The sequence below is a fragment of the Streptomyces sp. NPDC047869 genome, from assembly GCF_040704065.1.
Lineage (GTDB): Bacteria > Actinomycetota > Actinomycetes > Streptomycetales > Streptomycetaceae > Streptomyces.
Genome location: NZ_JBEYRK010000002.1, coordinates 135,598 through 149,410, shown reverse-complemented (window position 1 = coordinate 149,410; position 13,813 = coordinate 135,598). Strand labels below are relative to the sequence as shown.

12 protein-coding genes are annotated in these 13,813 nt (G+C 70.8%); 10 read left to right on the top strand and 2 right to left on the bottom strand.

Going from position 1 to position 13,813, the window contains the following annotated elements:
- Positions 1-81 precede the first annotated feature (81 nt).
- The 8 genes from ruvC to AB0924_RS03145 all read left to right on the top strand — a co-directional run bounded on the left by ruvC (position 82) and on the right by AB0924_RS03145 (position 9,296).
- Positions 82-621 carry a crossover junction endodeoxyribonuclease RuvC gene (gene ruvC, locus AB0924_RS03180; protein ID WP_358940161.1) on the top strand — a complete coding sequence of 180 codons (540 nt, stop codon included), beginning with the start codon at positions 82-84 and terminating at the stop codon, positions 619-621.
- Positions 618-1,223: a Holliday junction branch migration protein RuvA gene (ruvA, locus tag AB0924_RS03175; RefSeq protein ID WP_366910525.1), complete on the top strand. Its 606-nt coding sequence runs from the start codon at positions 618-620 to the stop codon at positions 1,221-1,223. Before ruvC ends, ruvA begins: the two co-directional genes overlap by 4 nt.
- Before the next feature lie 28 nt (positions 1,224-1,251).
- A complete protein-coding gene (ruvB, locus tag AB0924_RS03170; protein ID WP_366910524.1) occupies positions 1,252-2,322 on the top strand; it encodes a Holliday junction branch migration DNA helicase RuvB in 1,071 nt (356 codons plus the stop codon).
- Between the two features lie 166 nt (positions 2,323-2,488).
- On the top strand, positions 2,489-2,995 hold the full coding sequence (yajC, locus tag AB0924_RS03165; RefSeq protein ID WP_358940164.1) for a preprotein translocase subunit YajC: 507 nt from the start codon (positions 2,489-2,491) through the stop codon (positions 2,993-2,995).
- A gap of 111 nt (positions 2,996-3,106) precedes the next feature.
- A complete protein-coding gene (gene secD / locus AB0924_RS03160; protein WP_358938194.1) occupies positions 3,107-4,882 on the top strand; it encodes a protein translocase subunit SecD in 1,776 nt (591 codons plus the stop codon).
- Between the two features lie 3 nt (positions 4,883-4,885).
- On the top strand, positions 4,886-5,995 hold the full coding sequence (gene secF, locus AB0924_RS03155; protein ID WP_358938196.1) for a protein translocase subunit SecF: 1,110 nt from the start codon (positions 4,886-4,888) through the stop codon (positions 5,993-5,995).
- Entirely contained in the window at positions 5,992-6,540 is a 549-nt protein-coding gene (locus tag AB0924_RS03150; protein WP_358938198.1) for an adenine phosphoribosyltransferase, read from the top strand. Before secF ends, AB0924_RS03150 begins: the two co-directional genes overlap by 4 nt.
- A gap of 242 nt (positions 6,541-6,782) precedes the next feature.
- Positions 6,783-9,296 (top strand): RelA/SpoT family protein, encoded by a 2,514-nt coding sequence (locus AB0924_RS03145; protein WP_366910523.1) that lies wholly within the window; start codon positions 6,783-6,785, stop codon positions 9,294-9,296.
- A 62-nt stretch (positions 9,297-9,358) separates the two neighbouring features.
- Here the strand turns inward: AB0924_RS03145 and AB0924_RS03140 are convergent, their stop codons facing one another.
- Both AB0924_RS03140 and AB0924_RS03135 read right to left on the bottom strand, forming a co-directional pair.
- A complete protein-coding gene (locus AB0924_RS03140) occupies positions 9,359-10,588 on the bottom strand; it encodes a DUF349 domain-containing protein (protein WP_358938202.1) in 1,230 nt (409 codons plus the stop codon).
- Between the two features lie 154 nt (positions 10,589-10,742).
- Positions 10,743-11,576 carry a peptidylprolyl isomerase gene (locus AB0924_RS03135; RefSeq protein WP_366910522.1) on the bottom strand — a complete coding sequence of 278 codons (834 nt, stop codon included), beginning with the start codon at positions 11,574-11,576 and terminating at the stop codon, positions 10,743-10,745.
- A 180-nt stretch (positions 11,577-11,756) separates the two neighbouring features.
- Here AB0924_RS03135 and AB0924_RS03130 point away from each other — a divergent pair, with 180 nt between their 5' ends.
- On the top strand, positions 11,757-12,464 hold the full coding sequence (locus tag AB0924_RS03130) for an MBL fold metallo-hydrolase (protein WP_358938206.1): 708 nt from the start codon (positions 11,757-11,759) through the stop codon (positions 12,462-12,464).
- A 12-nt stretch (positions 12,465-12,476) separates the two neighbouring features.
- Positions 12,477-13,739: a histidine--tRNA ligase gene (hisS, locus tag AB0924_RS03125; protein ID WP_358938208.1), complete on the top strand. Its 1,263-nt coding sequence runs from the start codon at positions 12,477-12,479 to the stop codon at positions 13,737-13,739.
- The last annotated feature ends 74 nt before the right edge of the window (positions 13,740-13,813 follow it).

Sequence of the window (13,813 nt, the reverse complement as noted above, 5' to 3'; positions counted from 1 at the left end):
CGTCGGTCGAGCGACCACGATGGTGCTCGGCCGGGTCCGCGAGAGCGGCGGCGGTCCAGCCGCAGAGAAGGGGAGGGCGCGGTGCGCGTACTGGGGGTGGACCCCGGCCTGACCCGGTGCGGTGTCGGTGTCGTCGAGGGAGTCGCGGGGCGCCCGCTCACCATGATCGGCGTCGGTGTCGTACGCACGCCCGCGGACGCCGAGCTGGGGCAGCGCCTGGTCGCCGTCGAGCAGGGCATCGAGGCCTGGCTGGACGAGCACCGGCCCGAATTCGTCGCCGTGGAGCGGGTGTTCAGCCAGCACAACGTCCGCACGGTGATGGGCACCGCCCAGGCCAGCGCGGTCGCCATGCTGTGCGCCGCCCGCCGCGGCATCCCGGTCGCCCTGCACACCCCCAGCGAGGTCAAGGCCGCCGTCACCGGCAGCGGACGCGCCGACAAGGCGCAGGTCGGCGCCATGGTCACCCGGCTGCTCCGGCTCGCCGCGCCGCCCAGACCGGCCGACGCCGCCGACGCCCTCGCGCTCGCCATCTGCCACATCTGGCGCGCCCCCGCGCAGTACCGACTCCAGCAGGCCGTTGCGATGCACTCGGCCCACGCAACGAAAGGCCGTACGGCATGATCGCCTTCCTCAGCGGCACGGTCGCCGCACTCGCCCCCGACGCGGCGGTGATCGAGGTGGGCGGCGTCGGCATGGCCGTCCAGTGCACGCCGAACACCCTCTCCACGCTCCGCCAGGGCCGGCCCGCCAAGCTGCACACCTCCCTGGTCGTCCGTGAGGACTCCCTGACGCTGTACGGATTCGCCGACGACGACGAGCGCCAGGTCTTCGAGCTGCTCCAGACCGCCAGCGGGGTCGGACCGAGACTCGCCCAGGCCATGCTCGCGGTGCACACGCCGGACGCGCTGCGCCGGGCCGTCGCCACCGCCGACGAAAAAGCGCTCACCGCCGTGCCCGGCATCGGCAAGAAGGGCGCCCAGAAGCTCCTGCTGGAGCTGAAGGACCGCCTCGGCGAGCCGGTCGGCGCGCCCGCGGTGGGCGCACCCGTCACCCAGGGCTGGCGCGACCAGCTGCACGCGGCCCTCATCGGCCTCGGGTACGCCACCCGCGAGGCCGACCAGGCCGTCGCCGCCGTGACCCCCCAGGCCGAGGCCGCGGGCGGCACCCCGCAGGTGGGTCAGCTGCTGAAGGCAGCGCTGCAGACCCTGAACCGCGCCCGCTGACCGACCACTCCACCCCGAGGCACACCACATGAACTGGGACGACACGACCGACTCCGCCGCCCCCGAGCGGCTGGTGGGCTCCGCCGCCGACGGCGAGGACCAGGCCGTCGAGGCGGCCCTGCGCCCCAAGGACCTCGACGAGTTCATCGGCCAGGAGAAAGTCCGCGAACAGCTCGACCTCGTCCTGCGCGCCGCACGCGCGCGCGGTGCCACCGCCGACCATGTGCTGCTCTCCGGTGCCCCCGGCCTCGGCAAGACCACCCTGTCGATGATCATCGCGGCCGAGATGGGCGCCCCCATCCGCATCACCTCCGGCCCCGCCATCCAGCACGCCGGCGACCTCGCCGCGATCCTCTCCTCGCTCCAGGAGGGCGAGGTCCTCTTCCTCGACGAGATCCACCGCATGTCCCGGCCCGCCGAGGAGATGCTGTACATGGCCATGGAGGACTTCCGCGTCGACGTCATCGTCGGCAAGGGCCCCGGCGCCACCGCCATCCCCCTGGAGCTGCCCCCGTTCACCCTGGTCGGCGCCACCACACGCGCGGGCCTGCTGCCGCCCCCGCTGCGCGACCGCTTCGGCTTCACCGCGCACATGGAGTTCTACGAGCCGCACGAGCTGGAGCGCGTCGTGCACCGCTCGGCGAGCCTGCTCGACGTCGGGATCGAGCCGGACGGCGCCGCCGAGATCGCCGGCCGCTCCCGCGGCACGCCCCGCATCGCCAACCGTCTGCTGCGCCGCGTCCGGGACTACGCACAGGTCAAGGCCGACGGCGTGATCACCCGCGAGATCGCCGGGGCCGCCCTCGCCGTCTACGAAGTGGACGCGCGCGGCCTCGACCGGCTCGACCGGGCGGTGCTGGAGGCGCTGCTGAAGCTGTTCGGCGGCGGTCCGGTGGGCCTGTCCACGCTCGCCGTCGCGGTGGGGGAGGAGCGGGAGACGGTCGAGGAGGTCGCCGAGCCCTTCCTGGTCCGGGAGGGCCTGCTGGCCCGCACCCCGCGCGGCCGTGTCGGCACCCCGGCCGCCTGGGCGCACCTCGGTCTGACCCCGCCCCGCACGGCTGCCGGGGGAAACGGACAACAGGACCTGTTCGGGGCGTGACGGCGAGGGCAATGGCGGGGGCAGGAACCCAGGTGCCATGCTGAGCGTTGTTCCATGCGCGCGGACTCGCTTAGACTCCGCCGATGCCGCCCTTGCGGGCGGCGCCGACCCACCCCCATCAACAGGCCGCCCTCACCGCGCGGTCGCGCGAAGGAAACCCCGTCCCGTGAATACCTTGACCCTTCTCCCGTTCATTGTGCTCATCGCGGCCATGTTCCTGATGACGCGCTCGGCCAAGAAGAAGCAGCAGCAGGCCGCGAACATGCGCAATGAGATGCAGCCCGGCTCCGGCGTCCGCACGATCGGGGGCATGTACGCGACGGTCAAGGAGGTCAGCGAGGACACGGTCCTCCTCGACGCCGGACCTGGCGTGGACCTCCTCTTCGCCAAGAACGCGATCGGCGCCGTCCTCACCGACGACGAGTACAACCGCATCGTCCACGGCATCGAGCACGACCTGAAGACCGGCGGCGACGTCGTCCCGGACGACGCCTCCTCCCTCACGGAGACCGGCGAGACCGACGAGCCCGCCGCTGCCGCCGCCTCCGGCGACAAGGCCGTCGACTTCGGCAAGAAGGACGTCGCCGAGGACGGTACCGACGCCGCCGAGGTCGCCGAGGCGAAGACGGACGAAGAGCCGAAGAAGACCGACGGCGACTCCGAGGCGAAGTAGTCACGCCCCCGGGGTGCGCGGGCGCTTCTGTTCGCCGCACGGAGCCCGACACCATGTCATGGCTGACCGCGCCGACCTGGCGCGGGGCGGCCCGAGAGGGAGTACGAGAAGGTGGCAGCACCTAAGAGGGGCCGGAGCGCGAGCGCCCAGAGCAAGCCAGGGCGCTCGCTGGCCCTCATTTTGATCGCCATCGTGGCGCTCACCGGCGGGATGTTCGCCTCCGGGCACACGACACCGCGCCTCGGCATCGACCTCGCCGGTGGTACGAGCATCACGCTCAAGGCGAAGGCCGACCAGGGGTCCGCGATCAACCAGGCCAACATGGACACCGCGGTCGACATCATGAACCGCCGTGTCAACGGCCTGGGCGTCTCCGAGGCGGAGGTGCAGACCCAGGGGCGCGATCACATCATCGTGAACATCCCCAAGGGCACCAACTCCAAGGAGGCCCAGCAGCAGGTCGGCACCACCGCCAAGCTGTACTTCCGCCCGGTGCTCGCCAGCGAGCCCAGCGGCGCCACCCCGGCGAGCCCCTCGCCGAGCGCGTCCTCCAGCGGCGGCGCCTCGCCGAGCCCGTCGGGCTCCAGCAAGGAGAAGGCGTCCTCGTCCTCCTCCGCCTCGCCGACGGCCTCCGCCACCTCGCAGGGCCGCGCGGTCACCGACGCGCTGAAGGCCGACGCCTCGCCGTCGGGCTCGTCCTCCCCGAGCGCCTCGTCCGGCGCCAAGACCTCCGCCAGCCCGTCCGCCTCGGCCACGGGCAACACGGACACCGCCAAGCTTCAGGCCCAGTACACGGCCCTGAACTGTGCCAAGCCCGCCGAGCGCGCCAAAGCCGGCACCAACGCCAAGCCCGGCGAGCCCACCGTGGCCTGCGGCCAGCGGGACAAGACCTGGTACAAGTACCTGCTCGGCCCGGCCGGCGTGGACGGCACCGAGGTGAAGAAGGCCCAGGCGATCTTCGACACCCAGGGCGCCTCCGGCTGGCAGGTCCAGATGACCTTCACCGGCACCGGTTCGAAGAAGTTCGCGGACATCACCGGCGAGCTGGCCAAGAACCAGTCCCCGCAGAACGAGTTCGGCATCGTCCTCGACGGCGAGGTCGTCTCCAGCCCGTACGTCCAGAACGCCATCACCGGCGGCCAGGCGGAGATCTCCGGCAGCTTCACGCAGGACGAGGCGCAGAACCTCGCCAACATGCTGTCCTACGGCGCGCTCCCGCTCTCCTTCAGCGAGGACACCGTCACCACGGTGACGGCCGCGCTCGGCGGTGAGCAGCTGCGCGCGGGTCTGATCGCCGGCGCGATCGGCCTCGCCCTGGTCGTGATCTACCTGATCGCCTACTACCGCGGCCTGTCGCTCGTGGCCATGGCGTCCCTGCTGGTCTCCGCGATCCTCACCTACGTGATCATGGCGTTGCTCGGCCCGGCCATCAACTTCGCGCTGAACCTGCCGGCCGTGTGCGGTGCCATCGTCGCCATCGGTATCACGGCGGACTCGTTCATCGTGTACTTCGAACGCATCCGGGACGAGATCCGCGAGGGCCGCTCGCTGCGCCCCGCCGTCGAGCGGGCCTGGCCGCGCGCCCGGCGCACCATCCTGGTCTCCGACTTCGTGTCGTTCCTCGCCGCCGCGGTGCTGTTCATCGTGACCGTGGGCAAGGTGCAGGGCTTCGCGTTCACGCTCGGTCTGACCACCGTGCTCGACGTGGTCGTCGTCTTCCTGTTCACCAAGCCGCTGATGACGCTGCTCGCCCGCCGCAAGTTCTTCGCGAACGGCCACAAGTGGTCCGGCCTCGACCCGAAGAGCCTGGGTGCCAAGCCGCCGCTGCGCCGCACCCGCCGTCCCGCCGGTCCCGCCGCCGGCCCTGTCGACCCGAAGGAGGCGTGAGCGATGTCGAAACTCGGCAACCTCGGCGCTCGGCTGCACCGCGGCGAGATCAGCTACGACTTCGTCGGCAAGCGCAAGATCTGGTACGGCGTCTCCATCCTGATCACCATCACGGCCATCGTCGGCCTGGCGGTGCGCGGCCTGAACATGGGCATCGAGTTCCAGGGCGGCGCGGTCTTCACGACGCCGACGAAGATGAGCACGTCGGTGGCCCAGGCGGAGGAGTTCGCGACGAACGCCTCCGGTCACGAGGCCGTCGTGCAGAAGCTCGGCAACGGCAGCCTGCGCATCCAGATCGCCGGCATCGACACCGACAAGTCCGGTCAGATCAGGCAGACGCTGGCCAAGGACCTGAACCTCGACCCCGAGAAGCTCAACGCCGACCTGGTCGGTCCGAGCTGGGGCGAGCAGATCGCCAGCAAGGCCTGGCAGGGCCTGGCGATCTTCATGGTGCTCGTCGTGATCTACCTGGCGATCGCCTTCGAGTGGCGCATGGCGATCGCGGCCCTCGTCGCGCTGATCCACGACATCACCATCACGACCGGCATCTACGCCCTGGTCGGCTTCGAGGTCACGCCCGGCACGGTCATCGGTCTGCTGACGATCCTCGGTTACTCGCTCTACGACACGGTCGTCGTCTTCGACAGCCTCAAGGAGCAGACGAAGGGCATCACGAAGCAGACCCGCTTCACCTACAGCGACATCGCCAACCAGTCGATCAACGGCACGCTGGTCCGTTCCATCAACACCACGGTGGTCGCCCTGCTCCCGGTGGCGGGCCTGCTGTTCATCGGCGGTGGCTTCCTCGGGGCCGGCACGCTGAACGACATCTCGCTGTCGCTGTTCGTCGGTCTGGCGGCCGGCGCGTACTCCTCGATCTTCATCGCCACCCCGCTCGTCGCCGATCTCAAGGAGCGCGAGCCGGCGATGAGGGCGCTGCGCAAGCGCGTCATGGCCAAGCGCGCGCAGGCCGCCGCCGGCGAGGAGGCCGAGCCGGCCCGGCTGGGCGAGGGTGACGAGCACGATGACGCGGCACCCGCCGTGGTGGGTCCCCGCAACCAGCCCGCCTCCCGCACCAGGGGCCGCGGCCGACCCTCGGGGAAGCGCCGATGACCGAGCTCGCCGACATCACGTCGCTGCTGCTCAGCCGCATCCGGGACGTGGCCGACTACCCCGAGCCGGGAGTGATGTTCAAGGACATCACCCCGCTGCTCGCGGACCCGGCGGCGTTCTCCGCGCTGACCGACGCGCTGGCCGGGATCGCCACCGAGACCGGCGCGACCAAGGTCGTCGGACTGGAGGCCCGGGGCTTCATCCTGGGCGCACCGGTCGCGGTCCGCGCGGGCCTCGGCTTCATCCCGGTCCGCAAGGCGGGCAAGCTGCCGGGCGCGACACTGCGCCAGGCGTACGACCTGGAGTACGGCTCGGCGGAGATCGAGGTGCACGCGGAGGACCTGGCGTCCGGCGACCGGGTGCTGATCGTCGACGACGTGCTGGCCACGGGCGGCACCGCCGAGGCCGCGATCCAGCTCATCCAGCGGGCGGGCGCCGAGGTCTCGGGGCTCGCGGTCCTCATGGAGCTGGGCTTCCTGAGCGGCCGGGGCCGCCTGGAGTCGGCGCTCGGTGAGGCGCCGCTGAGGGCGCTCCTGCGGATCTGACGTCTCCGCGCCGGCAACGGCCGTCCCCGGTGTCTTCGGGGGCGGCCGTTCGTCGTGCCGCCACCCTCCGCACGCCCCGGATTCCCCTCCACGTCATCACCGCGGAATCCCGGGGGAGTCCCTCGCGTTTCACGGGTAGACGGTCCTCACAGCGGCCTGCGGGCGATGACAAGGCACAGGATCGCTACCATGGGGTTTCCGGAGCCTGACCGGGGGACCCGGATCGCGCACGAGGAGTCCTCTTGCCAGACGAGGCCCAGCCACTGACCGCCGCCAAGCCCGAGCCCGCCTCGGCGCCCACGGCCAAGCCAGCGCGGAACGTGTCGTCCGCGAAGAACGACACCCGCGGGGCGGTCGAGCACGCCCAGTCCGCGCCCGTCGAGAAGACGCCCGAGGTCACCCGTCCCAAGCCGGCCCCGCCCGTGCGCCCCGCCGCCGGCCAGCCCGCCCGCTCCGGCTCCTCCAACCGCGTCCGCGCCCGCCTCGCCCGCCTCGGCGTCCAGCGCGCGAACCCGTACAACCCGGTCCTGGAGCCGCTGCTGCGGATAGTGCGCAGCAACGACCCGAAGATCGAGAACGCCACGCTGCGCCAGATCGAGCGCGCCTACCAGGTCGCCGAGCGCTGGCACCGGGGGCAGAAGCGCAAGAGCGGCGATCCGTACATCACGCATCCGCTCGCCGTCACCACCATCCTCGCCGAGCTGGGCATGGACCCGGCCACCCTCATGGCGGGGCTGCTGCACGACACCGTCGAGGACACCGAGTACGGCCTGGAGGACCTGCGCCGCGACTTCGGCGACGTGGTCGCCCTGCTCGTCGACGGCGTGACCAAGCTGGACAAGGTCAAGTTCGGCGAGGCCGCGCAGGCCGAGACCGTGCGCAAAATGGTCGTGGCCATGGCGAAGGACCCGCGCGTCCTGGTCATCAAGCTCGCCGACCGCCTGCACAACATGCGCACCATGCGCTACCTCAAGCGCGAGAAGCAGGAGAAGAAGGCGCGCGAGACGCTGGAGATCTACGCCCCGCTGGCACACCGGCTGGGCATGAACACCATCAAGTGGGAGCTGGAGGACCTCGCCTTCGCGATCCTCTACCCCAAGATGTACGACGAGATCGTGCGGCTGGTCGCCGAGCGGGCGCCGAAGCGCGACGAGTACCTCGCCATAGTGACCGACGAGGTCCAGTCCGATCTGCGCGCCGCGCGCATCAAGGCGACCGTCACCGGCCGCCCGAAGCACTACTACAGCGTCTACCAGAAGATGATCGTCCGCGGCCGTGACTTCGCGGAGATCTACGACCTGGTGGGGATTCGTGTACTTGTCGACACGGTCCGGGACTGCTACGCGGCCCTGGGCACCGTGCACGCGCGATGGAACCCGGTGCCCGGCCGGTTCAAGGACTACATCGCGATGCCGAAGTTCAACATGTACCAGTCGTTGCACACGACGGTCATCGGGCCCAACGGCAAGCCCGTCGAGCTGCAGATCCGCACCTTCGACATGCACCGGCGTGCCGAGTACGGCATCGCCGCGCACTGGAAGTACAAGCAGGAGGCCGTCGCCGGCGCCTCCAAGGTCCGCACGGACGTGCCCAAGGCCTCCGGCAAGGACAAGGACGCCATCAACGACATGGCGTGGCTGCGGCAGCTGCTGGACTGGCAGAAGGAGACCGAGGACCCCGGCGAGTTCCTGGAGTCCCTGCGCTTCGACCTCTCCCGCAACGAGGTCTTCGTCTTCACGCCGAAGGGCGACGTCATCGCGCTCCCGGCCGGGGCGACGCCGGTGGACTTCGCGTACGCCGTCCACACCGAGGTCGGCCACCGCACCATAGGAGCACGGGTCAACGGCAGGCTCGTACCGCTCGAGTCGACCCTGGACAACGGCGACCTGGTGGAGGTCTTCACCTCCAAGGCGCCCGGTGCCGGCCCCTCCCGCGACTGGCTCGGTTTCGTCAAGTCGCCGCGCGCCCGCAACAAGATCCGGGCCTGGTTCTCCAAGGAGCGCCGCGACGAGGCGATCGAGCAGGGCAAGGACGCCATCGTGCGGGCCATGCGCAAGCAGAACCTGCCCATCCAGCGCATCCTCACCGGCGACTCGCTCGTCACCCTCGCGCACGAGATGCGCTACTCGGACATCTCCGCGCTCTACGCGGCGATCGGCGAGGGCCACGTCTCCGCGCAGAACATCGTCCAGAAGCTGGTGCAGGCCCTCGGCGGCGAGGAGGCCGCCACCGAGGAGATCGACGAGACGGTCCCGCCGGCCCGCGGCCGCGGCCGCAAGCGGCGCTCCAGCGCCGACCCGGGGGTCGTCGTCAAGGGCGTCGACGACGTGTGGGTCAAGCTGGCCCGCTGCTGCACGCCCGTACCCGGCGACCCGATCATCGGCTTCGTCACGCGCGGCAGCGGTGTATCGGTTCACCGCAGCGACTGCGTGAACGTCGAGTCACTGTCCCGCGAGCCGGAGCGCATCCTCGACGTCGAGTGGGCGCCCACCCAGTCCTCGGTCTTCCTGGTCGCCATCCAGGTCGAGGCGCTGGACCGCTCCCGGCTGCTGTCGGACGTCACCAGGGTGCTGTCCGACCAGCACGTCAACATCCTGTCCGCGGCCGTGCAGACGTCCCGCGACCGGGTGGCCACCTCCCGCTTCACCTTCGAGATGGGCGACCCCAAGCACCTCGGTCACGTCCTCAAGGCCGTGCGGGGCGTGGAGGGCGTCTATGACGTCTACCGCGTGACCTCGGCGCGCAGCCGGGCGTAGCAGGACACACGAGAGGGCCCCATACGCCTGTATGGGGCCCTCTCGTCCGTGCGGTGGGGTACTCAGCCGCCGAACTCCTGCAGGCCCTTCAGAGCCTGGTCCAGAAGCGCCTGGCGGCCTTCGAGCTCCCGCTCCAGCTTGTCGGCCTTGGCGTTGTTGCCCTGGGCGCGGGCCTGCTCGATCTGCGCCCGCAGCTTGTCCACGGCGGCCTGGAGCTGACCGGTCAGACCCGCCGCACGCGCGCGTGCCTCCGGGTTCGTCCGGCGCCACTCGGCCTCCTCGGCCTCCTGCAGCGCCCGCTCGACCGTGTGCATCCGGCCCTCGACCTTCGGACGCGCGTCCCGCGGGACATGCCCGATGGCCTCCCAGCGCTCGTTGATCGAGCGGAAGGCCGCCCGCGAACCCTTCAGGTCCGAGATCGGCAGGAGCTTCTCGGCCTCCTCGGCCAGCTCCTCCTTCAGCTTCAGGTTCTCGGCCTGCTCCGCGTCCCGCTCGGCGAAGACCGAGCTGCGGGCCGCGAAGAACACGTCCTGGGCGCCGCGGAAGCGGTTCCACAGATCGTCCTCGTGCTCGCGCTGGGCGCGGCCCGCGGCCTTCCACTCCGTCATCAGATCGCGGTAACGGGCCGCCGTCGCGCCCCAGTCCGTCGAACCGGACAGCGCCTCGGCCTCGGAGACCAGCCGCTCCTTGGTCCGGCGGGCCTCCTCACGCTGCGCGTCGAGCTGCGCGAAGTGCGCCTTGCGCCGCTTGGAGAACGCCGACCGGGCGTGCGAGAAGCGGTGCCACAGCTCGTCGTCCGACTTGCGGTCGAGCCGCGGCAGACCCTTCCAGATGTCCACCAGGGCGCGCAGCCGCTCACCGGCCGCCCGCCACTGATCGGACTGCGCGAGCCGCTCCGCCTCGGCGACCAGGTCCTCCTTGGCGCCGCGGGCCTCGTCGGACTGCTTGGCCCGCTGCGCCTTGCGCTCCTCACGCCGGGCCTCGACGGTCTCCACGAGCTTGTCGAGGCGGGTCCGCAGCGCGTCTAGGTCGCCCACCGCGTGGTGCGCGTCCACCTGCTCGCGCAGGTGGTCGATCGCGGTACGGGCGTCCTTCGCCGACAGGTCGGTGGTCTTGACTCGCTTCTCGAGGAGGCCGATCTCGACAACCAGGCCCTCGTACTTGCGCTCGAAGTAGGCAAGCGCCTCCTCAGGGGAGCCGGCCGCCCAGGAACCGACGACCTGCTCGCCATCGGCCGTACGCACGTACACGGTCCCCGTCTCGTCGACGCGGCCCCACGGGTCGCTGCTCACAGCGCCTCCTCCACATGATGCCTGCGAGGGGCCTCAGCGCCCCCAGGCATCGTCCACAGTTTCGTCACGGCCAACATAGGCGACCGGCGGGTGACCTGTCCGCATCCAGCGCGGGCGAAATTGCGCTGGCGGCCGCTCCCGGTTTCCCGCCGGGTCAGGACTTGGTGACCGTCGCCTTGTCGATCACGACCGTCGCGTTCGGAGCGGTGTTCCCGGTGGTCGGGTCGGCCGCCTGGGCACCGGCCTGGGCGATCTTCTTGAGCACCTTCATGCCCGACTCGGTGATCGTCCCGAACGGCGTGTAGCTGGGCGGCAGCGGGCTGTCCTTGTAGACCAGGAAGAACTGGCTGCCACCGGTGTGCTTCTGTCCGGTGTTCGCCATCGCGACCGTGCCGGCCGGGTAGGTGTTGCCCTTCAGGCTCTTGTCCTTGAGGTTCTCGTCCGGGATGGTGTAGCCCGGTCCGCCGCTGCCGGTGGCCGTCGGGTCGCCGCACTGGAGCACGAAGATGCCCTCGGGGGTGAGCCGGTGGCACTTGGTGTGGTCGAAGTAGCCCTTGCCCGCGAGGAAGGCGAACGAGTTCACCGTGTGCGGGGCCGCCGACGCCTTCAGCGACATGTCGATGTCTCCGCACGTCGTCGCGAGCTTCATCGTGTACTTCGCCGACGTGTCGATCGTCACCGCCGGCTCCTTCTTCCAGCTCAGCTTCTTCACCGAGCCCGCCGCCGGCTTCCCGCACGGGTCCGGCGCCTTGCTGCTCGGCGAGGCGCTCGGTGACACGTCCGCGCCGGCGCTGGTCTTCTTGTCGTCGTCGTTCTTCAGCACGCCGGTCGTGTACAGCGCGACGCTGCCGATCACGACCACGCCGAGCACCGACGCGATCACGGAGTTGCGCATGCGTGCCTTGCGCCGCGCGCTGGTGCGCCGCTGCTGCTGCCGCAAGAACTTCTCCCGGGCGAGCTGACGCCGCCGCTGCTCCTGGCTGACCACCGGGTTCTCTCCTCATGCGTGTCGTGTTGCCGACGGTACGCGTGCGTCCTGTGAGCCGACGGCCGCGTGTAGCCCCGTACGGTATATGGGTTCGCTGAGGAAACGGCAGCGCCGGTAGGCTTCTGGACCACAGGCGGCCTGCTCGCAGGCCCTCCCGTATCGACACAACGAAGGACGATCGTGCTCATTGCCGGGTTCCCCGCCGGGGCCTGGGGGACGAACTGTTATCTCGTCGCCCCCGCCGCCGGTGAGGAGTGCGTGATCATCGACCCGGGCCACCAGGCCGCCGACGGAGTCGAGGAAGCGCTGAAGAAGCATCGGCTCAAGCCCGTCGCCGTCGTCCTCACCCACGGCCACATCGATCACGTGGCCTCGGTCGTCCCCGTGTGCGGCGCGCACGACGTACCGGCCTGGATCCACCCGAGCGACCGGTACATGATGAACGACCCCGAGAAGGCGCTCGGCCGCTCCTTCGGCATGCCGCTCATGGGCGAGCTGACCGTGGGCGAGCCGGACGACGTCCGGGAGCTGACCGACGGCGCGCGGCTGGAGCTGGCCGGTCTCTCGTTCTCCGTCGCGCACGCACCGGGCCATACCAAGGGGTCGGTGACCTTCCGGATGCCCGGGGCCGCGGACATCCCGCCGGTCTTCTTCTCCGGGGATCTGCTGTTCGCCGGCTCCGTCGGACGCACCGATCTGCCGGGTGGCTCCATGGAGGACATGCTCGACTCGCTGGCCCGCGTGTGCCTGCCGCTCGAGGACTCCACCGTGGTGCTGTCCGGTCACGGCCCCCAGACGACCATCGGCCAGGAGCGCGCCACCAACCCCTATCTGCGGCAGGTGGCGGCCGGCCAGGGAGCCCTCCGGGCTCCCCGACGAGGAATGTGACGAGAGACTTCCGTGAGCACCTTCCAGGCCCCCAAGGGCACCTACGACCTGATCCCGCCGGCCTCCGCCACCTACCTGGCGGTCCGCGAGGCGATCGCGGCCCCGCTGCGCGACTCCGGCTACGGCTACGTCGAGACCCCCGGCTTCGAGAACGTCGAGCTGTTCGCGCGCGGTGTCGGTGAGTCCACCGACATCGTCACCAAGGAGATGTACGCCTTCGAGACCAAGGGCGGCGACCGGCTCGCCCTGCGCCCCGAGGGCACGGCGTCCGTACTGCGCGCCGCCCTGGAGGCCAACCTGCACAAGGCGGGCAACCTCCCGGTCAAGCTCTGGTACTCGGGCTCGTACTACCGCTACGAGCGCCCGCAGAAGGGCCGCTACCGGCACTTCTCCCAGGTCGGCGCCGAGGCGATCGGGGCCGAGGACCCGGCGCTGGACGCCGAGCTGATCATCCTGGCCGACCAGGCCTACCGCTCGCTCGGCCTGCGCGACTTCCGCATCCTGCTCAACAGCCTGGGCGACAAGGAGTGCCGGCCGGTGTACCGGGCCGCGCTGCAGGAGTTCCTGCGCGCCCTGGACCTGGACGAGGACACCCGCCGCCGCGTCGAGATCAACCCGCTCCGGGTCCTGGACGACAAGCGCGAGTCGGTGCAGAAGCAGCTGACCGGTGCGCCGCTGCTGCGCGACTACCTGTGCGACGCCTGCAAGGCGTACCACGAGGAGGTCCGCGATCTGCTCACCGCGGCGGGCGTGGTCTTCGAGAACGACCCGAAGCTGGTCCGCGGCCTGGACTACTACACCCGGACGACCTTCGAGTTCGTGCACGACGGCCTCGGCTCCCAGTCAGCGGTCGGCGGCGGCGGCCGCTACGACGGCCTGTCCGAGATGATCGGCGGCCCCGCGCTGCCGTCCGTGGGCTGGGCCCTGGGCGTCGACCGCACGGTCCTCGCCCTGGAGGCCGAGGGCATCGCGCTCGACCTGCCGCCCACGACCAGCGTCTACGCCGTCCCGCTCGGCGAGGAGGCCCGCCGGATCCTGTTCGCGAAGGTCACCGAACTGCGCAGGGCCGGCATCGCGACGGACTTCGCCTACGGCGGCAAGGGCCTGAAGGGTGCCATGAAGAACGCCAACCGCAGCGGCGCCCGGTACGCGATCGTCGCCGGCGAGCGGGATCTCGCCGAGGGCGTCGTGCAGCTCAAGGACCTGGAGTCCGGCGAGCAGACGGCGGTCGGCGTGAACGAGATCGTGGCGGAACTGGAGTCGCGGATCGGCTGAGCGCACGCGCGCGTGGGCGCCGGATACTCCCGACGGGGGGTGTCCGGCGCCTTTGCCATGGGCGGCGCGGCCGC

Coding starts and splice junctions, on each gene's coding strand:
- ruvA (WP_366910525.1), top strand. CDS start 618: ATGATCGCCTTCCTCAGCGGCACGGTCGCCGCACTCGCCCCCGACGCG.
- ruvB (WP_366910524.1), top strand. CDS start 1,252: ATGAACTGGGACGACACGACCGACTCCGCCGCCCCCGAGCGGCTGGTG.
- secF (WP_358938196.1), top strand. CDS start 4,886: ATGTCGAAACTCGGCAACCTCGGCGCTCGGCTGCACCGCGGCGAGATC.
- AB0924_RS03150 (WP_358938198.1), top strand. CDS start 5,992: ATGACCGAGCTCGCCGACATCACGTCGCTGCTGCTCAGCCGCATCCGG.